At 59.3% G+C, this 14,865-nt stretch carries 10 protein-coding genes and 1 pseudogene; 5 read left to right on the top strand and 6 right to left on the bottom strand.

Annotated features, from left to right (window positions below; genetic code table 11):
• Nucleotides 1-147: 147 nt before the first annotated feature.
• On the bottom strand, nt 148-1,557 hold the full coding sequence (gene glnA, locus RWJ89_RS08405; RefSeq protein WP_011651961.1) for a type I glutamate--ammonia ligase: 1,410 nt from the start codon (nt 1,555-1,557) through the stop codon (nt 148-150).
• A gap of 78 nt (nt 1,558-1,635) precedes the next feature.
• Entirely contained in the window at nt 1,636-1,974 is a 339-nt protein-coding gene (locus RWJ89_RS08400; RefSeq protein WP_003539626.1) for a P-II family nitrogen regulator, read from the bottom strand.
• 343 nt (nt 1,975-2,317) lie between these two features.
• Between RWJ89_RS08400 and RWJ89_RS08395 the strand changes: the two genes are divergently transcribed.
• From RWJ89_RS08395 to RWJ89_RS08380, 4 genes are all read left to right on the top strand, one after another.
• Nucleotides 2,318-3,790, top strand: coding sequence for an NAD(P)H-hydrate dehydratase (locus tag RWJ89_RS08395; protein WP_316030840.1), 1,473 nt, complete (start codon nt 2,318-2,320; stop codon nt 3,788-3,790).
• 346 nt (nt 3,791-4,136) lie between these two features.
• Nucleotides 4,137-5,228 carry a phosphate ABC transporter substrate-binding protein PstS gene (gene pstS / locus RWJ89_RS08390; RefSeq protein ID WP_316030839.1) on the top strand — a complete coding sequence of 364 codons (1,092 nt, stop codon included), beginning with the start codon at nt 4,137-4,139 and terminating at the stop codon, nt 5,226-5,228.
• 117 nt (nt 5,229-5,345) lie between these two features.
• Nucleotides 5,346-7,079, top strand: a complete 1,734-nt coding sequence (locus RWJ89_RS08385; RefSeq protein ID WP_316030838.1) for a Na/Pi cotransporter family protein — start codon at nt 5,346-5,348, stop codon at nt 7,077-7,079.
• A 113-nt stretch (nt 7,080-7,192) separates the two neighbouring features.
• A complete protein-coding gene (locus RWJ89_RS08380; RefSeq protein ID WP_316030837.1) occupies nt 7,193-8,212 on the top strand; it encodes a DUF808 domain-containing protein in 1,020 nt (339 codons plus the stop codon).
• Between the two features lie 27 nt (nt 8,213-8,239).
• Here RWJ89_RS08380 and RWJ89_RS08375 read toward each other — a convergent pair.
• From RWJ89_RS08375 to uvrA, 4 genes and pseudogenes are all read right to left on the bottom strand, one after another.
• Nucleotides 8,240-9,170 (bottom strand): annotated as a pseudogene (locus RWJ89_RS08375) (magnesium and cobalt transport protein CorA).
• 102 nt (nt 9,171-9,272) lie between these two features.
• Nucleotides 9,273-10,079, bottom strand: coding sequence for a DUF72 domain-containing protein (locus RWJ89_RS08370; RefSeq protein ID WP_316030836.1), 807 nt, complete (start codon nt 10,077-10,079; stop codon nt 9,273-9,275).
• Complete coding sequence (locus RWJ89_RS08365; RefSeq protein WP_316030835.1) at nt 10,076-11,086, bottom strand: toll/interleukin-1 receptor domain-containing protein; 1,011 nt, start codon at nt 11,084-11,086, stop codon at nt 10,076-10,078. Before RWJ89_RS08365 ends, RWJ89_RS08370 begins: the two co-directional genes overlap by 4 nt.
• A 20-nt stretch (nt 11,087-11,106) precedes the next feature.
• Nucleotides 11,107-14,031, bottom strand: a complete 2,925-nt coding sequence (uvrA, locus tag RWJ89_RS08360; protein ID WP_316030834.1) for an excinuclease ABC subunit UvrA — start codon at nt 14,029-14,031, stop codon at nt 11,107-11,109.
• A gap of 283 nt (nt 14,032-14,314) precedes the next feature.
• On the opposite strand from uvrA, the gene RWJ89_RS08355 reads away from it, so the two are divergent.
• Nucleotides 14,315-14,824 carry a single-stranded DNA-binding protein gene (locus RWJ89_RS08355; protein ID WP_131666065.1) on the top strand — a complete coding sequence of 170 codons (510 nt, stop codon included), beginning with the start codon at nt 14,315-14,317 and terminating at the stop codon, nt 14,822-14,824.
• Nucleotides 14,825-14,865: the final 41 nt, after the last annotated feature.

Here is a 14,865-nt window from a genome sequence, read left to right as displayed (position 1 = left end):
CGGAACCGATTTAAGGACAAAATTATGCAGCACTCCAAGTTCTACAGCGTCCTTTGCGCGTCTGATAGACGCGCGGCGCCGTAGTGGCGTCCATGACCTGGGAGGCGAAAGCCCCGGCGGGCCGGGACTTTCTGTGTTCGCGGCCGATCAGGCCGAATAGTACATATCGTATTCGACCGGATGCGGCGTCATTTCGAAACGCATCACCTCAGCCATCTTCAGCTCGATGAAGGCATCGATCTGATCGTCGTCGAAGACGCCGCCGGCCGTCAGGAACTTGCGGTCCTTGTCGAGGCTTTCGAGTGCTTCGCGCAACGAGCCGCAGACGGTCGGGATCTTCTTCAATTCCTTCGGCGGCAGGTCGTAGAGATCCTTGTCCATGGCCTTGCCGGGATGGATCTTGTTCTTGATGCCGTCGAGGCCGGCCATCAGCATGGCGGCAAAGGCGAGATAGGGGTTGGCGGTCGGATCCGGGAAACGGACTTCGACGCGCTTAGCCTTCGGGTTGGAGCCGAACGGAATGCGGCAGGAAGCCGAGCGGTTGCGGGCCGAATAGGCCAGCAGCACAGGGGCTTCGTAACCCGGGACGAGGCGCTTGTAGGAGTTCGTCGACGGATTGGTGAAGGCGTTGATCGCCTTGGCATGCTTGATGATGCCGCCGATGTAGAACAGGCAGCTCTCGGAAAGGCCGGCATATTCGTCGCCGGCAAAGGTCGGCTTGCCGCCCTTCCAGATCGATTGGTGCACATGCATGCCCGAGCCATTGTCACCGAAGATCGGCTTCGGCATGAAGGTCGCCGTCTTGCCGTAGGCGTTGGCCACCTGGTGCACGACGTATTTGTAGATCTGCATCTTGTCGGCGTTGCGCACCAGCGTATCGAACTTGATGCCGAGTTCGTGCTGGGCGGCCGCGACTTCATGGTGATGCTTTTCGACGACGACGCCCATTTCGGAGAGCACCGTCAGCATTTCCGAACGCATGTCCTGGGCGCTGTCGACGGGGGGAACCGGGAAATAGCCGCCCTTGACGCGCGGGCGATGGCCGAGGTTGCCTGTTTCGTAATCGGTATCGTCGTTCGACGGCAGTTCGGTCGAATCGAGCTTGAAGCCGGTATTGTAGGGATCGGCCTTGTACTTGACGTCGTCGAAGACGAAGAATTCGGCTTCAGGGCCGACGAAGACCGTATCGCCGATGCCGGATGCCTTGAGGTAGGCTTCGGCCTTCTTGGCGGTGCCGCGCGGATCGCGGTTGTAGGCCTCGCCGGAAACCGGATCGAGGATGTCGCAGACGATAACCATGGTCGACTGGGCGAAGAATGGGTCCATATGCACCGTTTCGGTATCGGGCATCAGCACCATGTCGGACTCGTTGATGGCCTTCCAGCCGCCGATCGACGAGCCGTCGAACATCACGCCATCAGCGAACATGTCTTCATCGACGCAGACAACGTCCATCGTCACATGCTGCAACTTGCCCTTCGGGTCGGTGAAACGCAGATCGACGAACTTTACGTCGTTCTCCTTGATCTGCTTCAGAATTTCGCTTGCGGTCGCCATTAAGTAGTTTCCTCCGATTTGCGATGACGGTGTAGGTCGGCGGTGACGGTAACGGACTTTGCGCGATTGGCAAAGTGGTCAGATGGCATCGATACCGGTCTCGCCGGTTCGGATGCGGATAACCTCTTCGACATTGGAGACGAAGATCTTTCCGTCGCCGATTCGGCCGGTCTGCGCCGCCTTACGGATCGCATCGATAACGGCCTCCGCGTTCTCGTCGGCCAATACGACCTCGACTTTGACCTTCGGCAGGAAATCGACGACGTATTCGGCTCCACGGTAGAGTTCCGTGTGGCCTTTCTGACGGCCGAAACCCTTGGCTTCCGTGACCGTGATACCCTGCAGGCCAACTTCCTGAAGGGCTTCCTTCACTTCGTCCAGCTTGAAAGGCTTAATGATCGCTTCGATCTTTTTCATGAGAAAATGTCTCTCCGCTTCTCTTGTTATGGCAGGAATTTTCCCGCTCGCGGGATATGATGCAGATATCGTGCCAGTTTGAAATCCATCCTGTCGAAAAAAGACGTCGATTCTGCCAAAACCGGCGAGTTTGTAGGGAATTCTGTGTGGTTTTGGCGACGGTCAGATGGAAAAACATTGTCTCCCGATCAAAATCCCATCGGAAACGGAAAAACTCATGTATTTTCGCACCTGCGAATACACGTCACGCTGAGATTAAAATATAGGCAAATGCCTAAATAGGGTCCTTCTCTTTGGTATTTCAGGCGGTTGTTTTTTAGGCGTTTTTTGATTGAATAGGATGATGAGCAAACATCTGTCCGACCTTCTTCTCACGCCTGCCGAAATGGCCGCCGTCGACGCGGCCGCTGCCGCGTCCGGCATCGACTCTTTCGACCTGATGGAGAGGGCAGGTGCGGCAGTCGCGGCGGCTGCTCTGCGCCTTCATCCCGGAGCTTTGCGTTTCGTCATACTCTGCGGGCCCGGCAACAATGGCGGCGACGCCTATGTCGCAGCCCGCCATCTGCAGGAGAGTGGGGCCAACGTGGCGCTCTACTATCTCGGCGATCCCTTGAGGCTGAAGGGCGATGTCGCCCGCGCCCGCATCGGCTGCGCGTCGGAGGGACAGGAACTTGACCTCTATCGGCCGGAAACCGGCGACGTCGTCATCGATGGCCTGTTCGGGGCTGGGCTTGGTCGCGCGGTGTCGGCCGATGTGCGCGCGCTGATCGAGCGCGTCACCGAGGCCGCTATTCCCGTGCTCGCCATCGATCTGCCCTCCGGCCTCGATGGCCGCACCGGCAAAGTGCTGGGGGCTGCCTTCCGGGCCTGCAACACCATCACCTTCATGACCCGCAAGCCCGGCCATCTGCTGATGCCGGGCAGGGAGCTTTGCGGTGAATTGGAGGTCTTCGACATCGGTATCCCCGCCCGCATCATCCGCGCCGAGGCAGGCGGTATCATCGCCGAGAACAGGCCGGATGCCTGGAAGAGTGCGCTGCCGGCCGAGCAGTTGGAAACCCACAAATACAAGCGCGGTCATCTGGTCGTCTTCTCAGGCGTGGCCGACAAGACGGGTGCGGCGCGCATGTCGGCGATCTCGGGCCTGAAGGCCGGCGCCGGCTTGGTGACGATCGCCGCCCCCCGCGCGGCGATGGCCGCCAATGCCGCGCATCTGACCGCCGTCATGCTGCATGCCATCGACGACGAGGCCGACCTCGGCAACTGGCTCTCCGACAAGCGGCTGCAGACCTTCGTCCTCGGCCCCGGTTTCGGCATCGGCGCCAGGGCGCGCGGCTTCGTCGCCGCCTTTGCCGATCGTCATCTGGTGCTCGATGCCGACGGCATCTCCTCGTTCAAAGACGATCCGCAACAGCTGTTTGATCTTTTCCGGGGTGAGCCGCGTCTGGTGCTGACACCGCACGAGGGCGAATTCGCGCGGCTCTTTCCCGATATCGGCAGCGATGATGCGCTCGGAAAGGTGGATAAGGCTGTGGCCGCCGCCCGCCGCGCCAATGCCGCGATCATTTACAAAGGCGCCGATACCGTTATCGCAGCACCCGATGGACGTGCGCTCATCAATACCAACGCTCCCGTCTGGCTTGCCACCGCCGGTTCCGGCGACGTGCTTGCCGGCATCATCGGCGGCTTGCTCGCCCAGGGCCTGCCGGCCTTCGAGGCCGCGGCTGCCGGCGTCTGGCTGCACGGCGAGGCTGGCCAACGCGCCGGCAAGGGGCTGACGGCGGAGGAGCTTGCAGCCGAGGTATTGCCGCTTTAGCGCCGCCGCATCCTCTTGCACCTCGAACGCAGAAGCAATCCGCACCGTCGGTCTGGCCGTGGCGCGGGCTGCGTTGTTTTACCATTATAAATGCGGCCGATGTGTCAGTTGAGTGACGGTTTTATTTCGAATTTTTAGAGCGACATCGATCAGTCCAAGAATGTCCTGCGCGGAGAATCAGCAACCCGCAAAACTAAACTGTCATTAAAATGTTAATTAATGGAAATACTTAGTCGTGTCAGGAATTCCTGTCGGCTGGAACACGGGTTCGGACAGTGGGTCCTGAGCTGATCTGGTTTGAATTCTGATCGAAGTGCGCAGTCAACGGTTGCGAGGGGAAGCGCCGATGGAACGTTTTTTTCGGCAAGTCCACAGAGTGACGACCGCCGCCGCCGGCTTTAGCGGACTTGCGGCAGTTGTCGGTTCACTCTTCATCGCTCCTGCAGCCATGGCCGAGCCCATTCGCGGCGCCGGCTCCACATTCGCGGCACCCATCATCGCGAAGTGGGCAGAGATCTACGAGAAGGCGCGGATGGATGACGGCGACTTCAGCTCACCCGATTGGACGGTAGATTACGAGCTCGTCGGTTCGCTGGCAGGCCTGATGCGCCTTGATCAGCCGGAGCTGGATTTCGCTGCGACCGATGTGCCTGTCTCCCACGACGAGCTTTTAAAGCATGGCCGCCAGCAATTTCCGATCGTGCTCGGCAGCGTGGCGATTGCCGTCAATCTTGACGGTATCGACAAGGGCCGTATCAACCTGACTGGCCCGCTGCTTGCGAATATCTATCTCGGCAAGATCCAGTCGTGGGCTGACCCTGCCATCAAGGCGATCAACCCGGAGATCAGCCTTCCCGATCAGAAAATCAGCCCGGTTAGCCGCAAGGATGGATCAGGCACCACCTTCATGTTCACCGAATTCCTGTCCTCGGCAAGCCCGGAATGGAAGGCGGCACATGGAGCGGATACGCTGATCGCCTGGCCTGTGGGGACGAGTGTCGAGGGAACCGGGGATCTCATTCGCGCGGTGCAGGCAACCAAGGGGGCGATCGCCTATGCCGATTTTGGCCAGGTCGAGCGTGCAAACCTGCCCTATGCCGCTGTTCAGAACAAATCCGGCCAGTTCGTAAAACCGGGACCGGATGGCGTGCGGGCTGCCGCCAGCACCGCCTCATGGGATGAAGCGAAGGATTTTTCGGTATCGCTCGCGGATCAACCGGGAGAGGCGGCCTATCCGATCAGCGGCGCAACATTTGCTGTCGTTCCAATCACGGGACAGGCGCCCAATCGCTATCGCCGCGTGCATGATTTTTTCCGTCTGGCGTTCGAGGCGGGCGGTAAGGACGCCGAGGCGCTGGGCTATGTGCCTTTGCCGCCGCAGCTCGTCAGTCAGATCGTCAAATACTGGCTGAAGCAGGATGCATCCGCGAGCCAGTAAATCGTTCGGGCGCGCATGATACGCGGTCGGGGCATCCCCGACCGTATCAAATCGGGCATGTGACACGCGGGGGCGTCGTTGAAGCGCGCCATTTTGGCGCCAAGGGGGTAAGGCGTAATGAACATCGACATTTTCAAGGATATTCTTGTGCCTGTTATTGGCGGGCTGGGGATATTCATGCTCGGTCTGGAGTTCATGTCGAACGGCATCCAGGCACTCTCCGTCAACAAGATGCGCGCATTTCTCGCGAGAGCCGCAGGCACGCCGATCAAGGGCGTCATCGCGGGAACGCTCATCACCGGTGTCATCCAGTCATCCACGGCAATGACGGTCATGGTCGTCGGCCTCGTCAATGCCGGCGTTGTCGGCTTGCGTCCGGCGATCAGCGTCATCATGGGCGCCAACATCGGAACGACGCTCGGAAACGGCCTGATCGCCTTGCCGCTCGGTCCTCTTGGCCTGATCTTTGCGGGTGTTTTTTCACTGGTCTACTGCTTTGCCAAGAGCGAGCGCATCCGCAACGTCGCGCTTGCCTGCATGGGCTTCGCGCTGATTTTCTACGGTCTCAATCTGATGACCGGCGGCCTTCGGCCGCTGCGCAACATACCGGAGGTCATGGACATTCTGTCGACGCTGACCGCCGACTCCTATTACAACCTGATCAAGTGCGTGCTGATCGCCGCCGGCGTCACTGCGATGATCCACTCCTCGTCGGCGACGATCGGTATCGTCATGGGGCTCGGCGCGGCCGGTGTCCTTGACTGGACGACGGCGGTTGCCTTTTCGCTGGGTGCGGATCTCGGAACCACGATCACCTCCTGGATTGCCTCGCTCAATCTGTCGAAGAACGCCAAACGCGCTGCCTACGCCCATATGTCCTTCAACATTATCGGCGTCTGCATCACGGTGCCCTTGTTCTTCGTCTCGATCGACGTTCTGGCATGGGCGATGCAGTGGTTCGGCGGCGATCCCGGCGTTCCGGTCGTGGTCGAGGGCAAGGAGACATTTCCGCTGGTTCCGGTCGCTGTCGGTCTCTATTCGACCTTCTTCAACGTTTTCAACACGGCGCTGCTGTTTCCCTTCGTCAGCGTCTTCGAACGTGTCTTGTCGCGCATCGGCCGTATCGACGCCGAGGATGTTGAAGATTATTCGACGCCGAAATTCCTCGACCGCAGGCTCACCAGCGACTTCGCGCGAGCCGTTCCGGCCGTCCAGCAGGAGACCGCGCGTCATCTGCAGGCCGGAGCGATGTTCCTGGATATTGCCCGGTCCGCCAAGTCGGCGCCATCCGATCCGGGCGAACACTATCTCGCCACCGATATCCTCAGCCGTGACATTCGCGATTATACCGCATCGCTGATGAAGGAGGATCTGCCTTACGAGCAACTCGATCTTGTCGCCAGCCTTATCGAGGAGGCGGACTTCACCGCTGCCTTGACGGAATCGATGCATCAGGTCGCCCGGCGCGTGAAGCGTGAAAAGTTCAGCGAGCCCGCTTTGGCGATCGTCAATCTGGCACTGAGCAAGCTCGATGCCTCGTTGCAGGATATCATGCCCGACTATGGCGTGGTTCGTCCCTCCATGCCGGCCGGCCATGTCAGCCTTCCCAATGTCACTGAACTGCGGGAACAGACACTGGCACTTGGCCCGAATGCCGGCGCGGCCGAACGCGGCACGATCCTGGCGCTTCTCGGCTCGGTCGAGCGCGCGGAGATCCTGATCCGCCGCATCGACGAGGAGCGCAAATCCGTGAACCGGCAGAGCGTTCTGTCGCGGGTTTCGCAGAAACGGGAACGACAGGCGCGTCCGCCGCTGGACGAGGGCGGGTTGAGCCCGATGCCGGCTGAATAACGGCCATCGTCGTCGCGATCCTTGCGTGGCATCTTCCCGGCGGAGGATGCCACGTTTCGTTGACGGGCCTTCCGTTTTTGCTGCATAAGTCTGTCTTCCCGACGGAGGCTCGAATGAGTGTTGGCCTGATCGCCCTTCTTGATGATATCGCGGCTTTGGCCAAGGTGGCTGCGGCATCGCTCGACGATATTGCCGGCCAGGCTGCCAAGGCAGGCGCGAAAGCGGCCGGCGTCGTCATCGACGATGCCGCAGTTACCCCACGCTACGTCACCGGATTTTCGGCAGCGCGCGAATTGCCGATCATCGGCAAGATCGCCCTCGGCTCGGTGAAGAACAAGCTTCTGATCCTCCTGCCCGCAGCACTCATCCTGAGCCTTGTCGCACCGCAGGCGATCACACCGCTGCTGATGATCGGCGGACTTTATCTCTGCTACGAGGGTGTGGAAAAAGTCTACGCACTGGTGCTGCCGCATGCAGCTCACGCCCATGAATCGGCACTCGAGACGACAAGCCTCGATGCCAAATCGGTAGAAGACGAAAAGGTCGCCGGTGCGATCAAGACGGATTTCATCCTGTCGGCCGAAATCATGGCGATTACGCTCGCCGCGGTGCCGTCAGGCAGCATGTTCACGCAGGCCCTCATCCTTGCCGTCGTTGGACTGGGCATCACGGTCCTGGTCTATGGCGGCGTGGCGCTTATCGTCAAGGCCGATGATCTCGGTCTGATGCTGGCACGTGTGCGGACGGCATCTGCGGTGGGCGCCTTCTGGCGTACGATCGGAAAGGGGCTTGTCACAGGCATGCCTTATTTTCTGAAAGTGCTCGGCATTGTCGGAACGGCCGCCATGATCTGGGTCGGCGGCGGCATCATCGTTCACGGCCTCGAATCCTATGGCCTCGGCCGCCTTGCACATCTGATCCATGATGCCGGGGAGGCGACCGCGCATGCCATTCCCGCTCTGGCATCCGTGCTCAGCTGGATCGTCGAGGCCGCAGGAGCGGGCATCGTCGGTATCGTCGCCGGCTTGATCGCTATTCCGGTCGCCGGCTACATCGTCTCGCCGATCTGGCAGTACCTCAAATCGCTCCTGCCGCGCCGCCGGAAAGAGGCGCTGGCGGACGGGAAAAAATAAAGCCTGCCGGTATCGGCGAGCAAGGCGTCATATCCAGCGGGCGCGCTTGAAACGGATGAAAAGCGCGATGCACATGACGGCGATGACTGCCAGGACGACAAAATAACCGTAGCTGGTTTTCAGCTCGGGCATATTGTCGAAATTCATGCCGTAGATGCCGGGCCGCCAGCTGCCGGGTGATCGTGCCCTGTCTTTGCTGTTCAAGCAGATTGCTCGCTTCGAAAACCGATGTGATCACGTCGCGCAAGCTTGCAACCATCGTCTCGACACGGTGCATGTGCTGAAGCGCATCGCGGAAATAGGGCTTCGCTTCCCTGTCAAGCGACGGCAGGTCGAGATGGTAGAGCTTCCCGCAAAGGTCGAGCATCGCGTCCAGCACCCGCTGAAATAGAATGACTTCCCGGCGCAACTTGAAAATGCGGGCGATCTGGCTGCGGTCGAGAAACGCGTCGAGCATTTTTCGTTCCATGTCGAAAACGGAATCCTCGATCGTGCGGACGATGGGAAGATAGCCGTCAATAATGAAATCGAGAATGGCATGCAGAATGTAGTCGGTGCCATGGCAGAGCGTCTTCGGCGAAGTCTCCAGCCGGCCGCGCAGCTCTCCGTGCCCGCGCTCGGAACCATTCCGCACGGTGATGATATAGCGCTTGCCGACGAAAATTGCGGTTTCCCCGTAGGTGATTTGGTCTCCCTCGAGCTGCGCCGTCTTTGCGATGACGAACAGCTGGTTGTCATAAACGCTGAGCTTCGGCATCTGCAGGGAACTGAGCGCATCGGCGATCGAGAGTTCGTGAAGGCCAAAACGGCTTTGCAGAAGCAGGAGTTCGTCCCGGCTGGGCTTGTGCAGGCCGATCCAGATGAATTCGTTGTCCATCGCCGGAATGGAGGCAGCCTCGAAAGGGACTGCCTCGACCCGGCGTCCGTCGCGATAGAGATAGGATGCGGCAACGCTCATGCGGGCTCCCGGGTTACCACGCTCATGATGCCCTCATGCAACGCGTGACTGACGATGTGATACCCACAAGGTCACGATCCTTTTGTGACTATCGACCCCCGCCTATTTCGCCAACGCCTGCTGCAGGGCGATCGCCCCATGCGGCGCATTGACCTTGCCTTCATGGATCATGAAGGCGAAGACGTCGCGTGGCTCGATCTTCACTTTGCGATCTCCATCGATCAGCGGCAGGTCGTCGGGAATCTTGCCCTCGGCCCAGGTCTCCAGCCGGTCTGCCCAGGCCTTCAGGTCCTTTTCCGGATAGCAGGTCGGGATGTCGTCTGATCCCTTCTGCAGCCTGGCATAGACGAAATCGGCCGTCACGTCGGCGATCATCGGATATTCGAAATGTTCGGCACAGACCGGCGCCACGCCGTATTTCGAAAGCAGCGCCACGAACTCCGGCACCTTGAAGGAATCGTGCCGCACCTCAACCACGTGGCGGAGCGGCAGTCCGTCCTGCTTTTCCGGCAGCAGCTTCAGGAAGGCCCCAAAATCGTCCGGATCGAACCTCTTCGTAGGTGCGAACTGCCAGAGCAGCGGCCCGAGATGATCGCCGAGTTCGCTGATGCCCGACGACAGGAACCGTTCCATCGATTCACCGGCTTCGGCAAGCACCCGCCGATTGGTGACGAAACGTGTCGCCTTCAGCGAAAAGATGAAACCGTCGGGCACGTCAGCCGCCCATTTGGCAAAGACCGCAGGCTTCTGCGTGCTGTAATAGGTGCCGTTGACCTCGATGACCTTCAGCTGGCGGCTGGCATAATTCAGCTCGTCCTTCTGTTTCAGGCTCTCGGGAAAGAAATGCCCGCGCCAGGGCTCGAAGGTCCAGCCGCCGATGCCAGTGCGGATAGTGCCGGATTTCGTCATTTTGTGGCCTCTATAATTTCTCGTATCAAGGCTTCTGGAAGGTCGTTCGGAAAATGCTCCTTATCTCCCAATCTCTCCGGAATTATATCAGCATCAACTATTTGATCTTTAAAAACAGATGAATCGGACTCAAATTCAAATAATGGAATGGCGGATGCCCATAGTGATCGCAAATCATCTATAGAGCCTTTCGGCAGATTTTTTGCACGAGATTTTAGATGTTCTTCATCTGAAGAATTTCCGATTGAAAGTATAATTCCAAAAACATCTGAACGATTTTCGGTAGATATTTCTGGGTGCATATTGATATACTCGCAATAAACTGCGGAGACATGCTCCCAATATGCAATCTCCCCCGAAGGGTGGGCGTCTCGCCTAAATCCATCTATCCAGAACTCCATTGTGCAGCCATATACATCAAGTAACGTGGCTCGGATTAGTCGGATACGACCAATCATTTCTGGGGGGAGTGTTGGGTGTTGTATGGGGCTTGGTTTAATGTCTTTCAGAGCGATTTGCCTGACTTCCGCCCCCTCCAACCTTTGATAATAGGCTATACGCCTTAATATTCTCGTGAAAATATCGGGGCGTATTACTTTTATAACCTCAATTGCAATTTGAAGCGGCGTAAGGCTTTTGGAATCAACGGCGAGCTTGTCTGCTAGCGGCGGACTAAAATTCAATATGTCTCGATGAGAAACATTATGCCAAATTGGGAGGATAATTTTGTCACCACTCAGTTCGCGAGCAGTAAGCCCTCTAAGTTCGTATTCTGGCCAGCTTTTGGAGATAAAAGAAGGCGATAGGACAATTAGCCCATAATTGGATTTCGACAGCCCTCGATCAATACTCCTGCTCAGGCTATCACCAATTTTCAGTGTAAATTTGTCGTACCAAACTCGCACTCCAAATGCGGCCAACGCATCTGCAAGTGGTTGAACAAAGTCCTCCTTATCTTCCGATGCGTGGGAAATAAAGATATCCCAATCTTCCAACCGATCTTCCATTACTTCCCCCGCTTCATCTTTTATTCGGCAGCCGCAACCGCCTTCTTCACTGGCCGTCGCTCCAGCAATTCCTTGAGGAAGTGTCCGGTATAGGACCGCTTCTCCTTGACGATCGCTTCCGGCGTGCCGGTCGCGACGATCTCGCCGCCGCCGTCGCCGCCTTCGGGTCCGAAATCGAGCACCCAATCGGCCGTCTTGATGACTTCAAGATTGTGCTCGATCACCACCACCGAATTGCCCTGGTTGACCAGTTCGTGCAGCATTTCGAGCAGCTTGGCGACGTCGTGGAAATGCAGGCCGGTCGTCGGTTCATCGAGAATGTAGAGCGTGCGTCCCGTCGAGCGTTTCGACAGCTCCTTGGCAAGCTTGACGCGCTGCGCCTCGCCGCCCGAGAGCGTATTGGCCTGCTGGCCGACCTTGATATAGCCGAGACCGACATCCTTCAGCGCTTGCAGCTTGTCGCGCACCGCGGGCACCGCCGCGAAGAAATCGACACCTTCCTCCACAGTCATGTCGAGCACGTCGGCGATCGACCTCTGTTTGAAGGTGACGTCGAGTGTCTCCCTGTTATAGCGCTTGCCGTGGCAGACGTCGCAGGTGACGTAGACATCGGGCAGGAAGTGCATCTCGATCTTGATGACGCCGTCGCCTTGGCAGGCCTCGCAGCGTCCACCCTTGACGTTGAAGGAGAAACGGCCCGGCTGGTAGCCGCGGGCCTTTGCCTCCGGCAGGCCGGCGAACCAGTCGCGGATCGGCGTGAAGGCGCCGGTATAGGTCGCCGGGTTCGAGCGCGGCGTGCGGCCGATCGGCGATTGGTCGATGTCGATCACTTTGTCGATATGCTCGAAGCCGTCAATGCGGTCGTGATCGGCCGGGTTTTCACGCGCGCCCATGACGCGGCGTGCTGCCGATTTATAGAGCGTCTCGATCAGGAAGGTCGATTTGCCGCCGCCTGAAACGCCGGTCACCGCCGTGAACACGCCGAGCGGGATCGACGCCGTGACGTTCTTCAGATTGTTGCCGCGCGCGCCGACCACCTTGATCTCGCGGCCCTTCTTCGGCTTGCGGCGCTCGTCGGGAACGGGAACGCCGAGTTCGCCGGAGAGATATTTGCCGGTCAGCGACTTCGGATTGGCCATGATATCCTGCGGCGTGCCGTGGGCAATCACCTGGCCGCCGTGAATGCCGGCCGCCGGGCCGATATCGACCACGTCGTCGGCCGACAGGATCGCATCCTCGTCATGTTCGACGACAATGACGGTGTTGCCGATGTCGCGCAGATGCTTCAGCGTGTCGAGCAGCCGGGCATTGTCGCGCTGATGCAGGCCGATCGACGGTTCGTCGAGCACGTAAAGCACGCCCGTCAGACCCGAACCGATCTGCGAGGCGAGCCGGATGCGCTGGCTCTCGCCGCCCGACAGCGTGCCGGAATTGCGCGACAGGCTGAGATATTCCAGGCCGACATCGTTGAGGAAACGCAGCCGGTCGCGGATTTCCTTGAGGATGCGCACAGCAATCTCGTTCTGCTTGGCATTGAAGCTTGCCGGCAGCGTCTCGAACCAGTCGCGGGCGACACGGATCGACATTCCGGTCACTTCGCCGATCTGCAGCGTGTTGATCTTCACCGCCAAGGCCTCGGGCTTCAGGCGGAAGCCGTTGCAGGAAGGGCAGGGGGCCGCCGACATGAAGCGCTCGATATCCTCGCGCGCCCAGGCGGAATCGGTCTCCTTCCAGCGGCGCTCGAGATTGGTGATGATGCCTTCGAAATTCTTCTGCGTCGTATAGGAGCGGGCGCCGTCGGCATAGTGGAATTCGATCTTGTCGTTGGTGCCGTTGAGGATGACGTCCTTGGCCTCGTCGGAAAGATCGTTCCAGCGGGTGCCGAGCTTGAAGCCGTAATGTTTGCCGAGCGCTTCCAGCGTCTGATTGTAATAGGGCGAGGTCGACTTGGCCCAGGGCGCGATCGCCCCGTCGCGCAGCGTCCGTTCCGGCTCCGGCACGATCAGGTCCGGGTCGATCTTCTGCTGGGCGCCGAGGCCGTCGCAGGTCGGGCAGGCACCGAAGGGGTTGTTGAAAGAGAAGAGCCTGGGCTCGATCTCGGGAATCGTGAAGCCCGAGACCGGGCAGGCAAACTTCTCCGAAAACAGCACGCGTTCATGCGTCTCGTTCAGCGACTTGTTGGCCGAGCCGCCGGCCGACGTCTCTTCCGGCGGCAGCGGCTTATCGGCGAATTCGGCGACCGCCAGCCCGTCGGCAAGCTTCAGGCAGGTCTCCAGGCTGTCCGCCAGTCGCGCCGAGACATCGGAGCGCACGACAATGCGGTCGACCACCACGTCGATGTCGTGCTTGTATTTCTTGTCGAGCACCGGCGCCTCGGCAATCTCGTAGAACTGCCCGTCGACCTTGACGCGCTGGAAGCCCTTCTTCATCAGCTCCGCCAGTTCCTTCTTGTATTCGCCCTTGCGCCCGCGCACGAGCGGCGCAAGGATATAAAGACGGGTGCCGTCGCCGAAATCGAGGATGCGGTCGACCATCTGGCTGACGGTCTGGCTCTCGATCGGCAGGCCGGTCGCCGGCGAATAGGGAACGCCGACGCGGGCAAAGAGCAGGCGCATGTAGTCGTAGATCTCGGTGACGGTGCCGACCGTCGAGCGCGGATTGCGCGAGGTGGTCTTCTGCTCGATCGAGATCGCCGGCGACAGCCCGTCGATCTGGTCGACGTCGGGCTTCTGCATCATCTCGAGAAACTGGCGGGCATAGGCCGACAGGCTCTCGACATAGCGCCGCTGGCCCTCGGCATAGATCGTGTCGAAGGCGAGCGAGGATTTGCCTGAACCCGAAAGCCCGGTCATGACGATCAGCTTGTTACGCGGCAGATCGAGATCGATGCTCTTGAGATTATGCTCGCGCGCGCCGCGGATGGAGATCGTCTTCAGTTCGCTCATCGTCTCTGCTTTGGTTTTCTGGATAACAGCCCTTATTTAGTGATGCCGACGGGCGAGTCGAGGCTGAATATCCGCAAGGGCTCAAGGTTTTCGATTCTGTTGACAGGATCATACGGATAAACTAGAACAAATAAAGAACAAAATTCCTGATGAATGCATGCGGCTTTCTGATGGATAAAGATGTGGATTAAATGCCGCCCATGCGCATCGGCGGTCCGTGATGGTTTAAGGTGCGCCGATCGATTAAACGCCGCCGGGCAGGGCGGCAGGCAGGGTGAGAAGCATGGCTGGTAGTGTGAATAAGGTAATTCTGATTGGAAACGTCGGTGCAGATCCCGAAATCCGCCGCACTCAGGATGGCCGGCCGATCGCCAATATCCGTCTTGCAACCTCGGAGACCTGGCGCGACCGCAATTCCGGCGAGCGCCGCGAAAAGACCGAATGGCACACGGTCGTCGTCTTCAACGAAGGCCTCTGCAAGGTCGTCGAGCAATATGTGAAGAAGGGCGCCAAGCTCTATATCGAAGGCCAGCTGCAGACCCGCAAATGGCAGGACCAGCAGGGCCAGGATCGCTACAGCACGGAAGTGGTGCTGCAGGGTTTCGGTTCGACGCTGACGATGCTCGACGGCCGCGGTGAAGGCGGCGGCGCGAGCGGCGGCCGTGGCAGTGCCGGTGGCGGCAACGATTATGGCGACGATTACGGCGCCCCGCCTCCCGCTTCATCGCCGAGCCGGGGCGGTGGTGGTGGCGGCAACTTCTCGCGGGATCTCGACGACGACATCCCGTTCTAAGGATGAGAGAAGAGTTGCGCGGACCCCGGTGGGCAGCACGG

Origin of the sequence: Rhizobium sp. 10PS4, from assembly GCF_032464805.1 — a bacterium.
Taxonomy (GTDB): Bacteria; Pseudomonadota; Alphaproteobacteria; order Rhizobiales; family Rhizobiaceae; genus Rhizobium; species Rhizobium laguerreae.
Note: the sequence above shows the minus strand (reverse complement) of the source record. Positions and strands in the feature narration are given on the sequence as shown.

Bases quoted from the DNA above. Each gene is read 5' to 3' on its own strand.
- RWJ89_RS08355 (WP_131666065.1), top strand. From the start codon at position 14,315: ATGGCTGGTAGTGTGAATAAGGTAATTCTGATTGGAAACGTCGGTGCA.
- RWJ89_RS08385 (WP_316030838.1), top strand. From the start codon at position 5,346: ATGAACATCGACATTTTCAAGGATATTCTTGTGCCTGTTATTGGCGGG.
- RWJ89_RS08400 (WP_003539626.1), bottom strand. From the start codon at position 1,974: ATGAAAAAGATCGAAGCGATCATTAAGCCTTTCAAGCTGGACGAAGTG.
- RWJ89_RS08370 (WP_316030836.1), bottom strand. From the start codon at position 10,079: ATGACGAAATCCGGCACTATCCGCACTGGCATCGGCGGCTGGACCTTC.
- RWJ89_RS08365 (WP_316030835.1), bottom strand. From the start codon at position 11,086: ATGGAAGATCGGTTGGAAGATTGGGATATCTTTATTTCCCACGCATCG.
- uvrA (WP_316030834.1), bottom strand. From the start codon at position 14,031: ATGAGCGAACTGAAGACGATCTCCATCCGCGGCGCGCGCGAGCATAAT.
- RWJ89_RS08380 (WP_316030837.1), top strand. From the start codon at position 7,193: ATGAGTGTTGGCCTGATCGCCCTTCTTGATGATATCGCGGCTTTGGCC.
- glnA (WP_011651961.1), bottom strand. From the start codon at position 1,557: ATGGCGACCGCAAGCGAAATTCTGAAGCAGATCAAGGAGAACGACGTA.
- RWJ89_RS08395 (WP_316030840.1), top strand. From the start codon at position 2,318: ATGAGCAAACATCTGTCCGACCTTCTTCTCACGCCTGCCGAAATGGCC.
- pstS (WP_316030839.1), top strand. From the start codon at position 4,137: ATGGAACGTTTTTTTCGGCAAGTCCACAGAGTGACGACCGCCGCCGCC.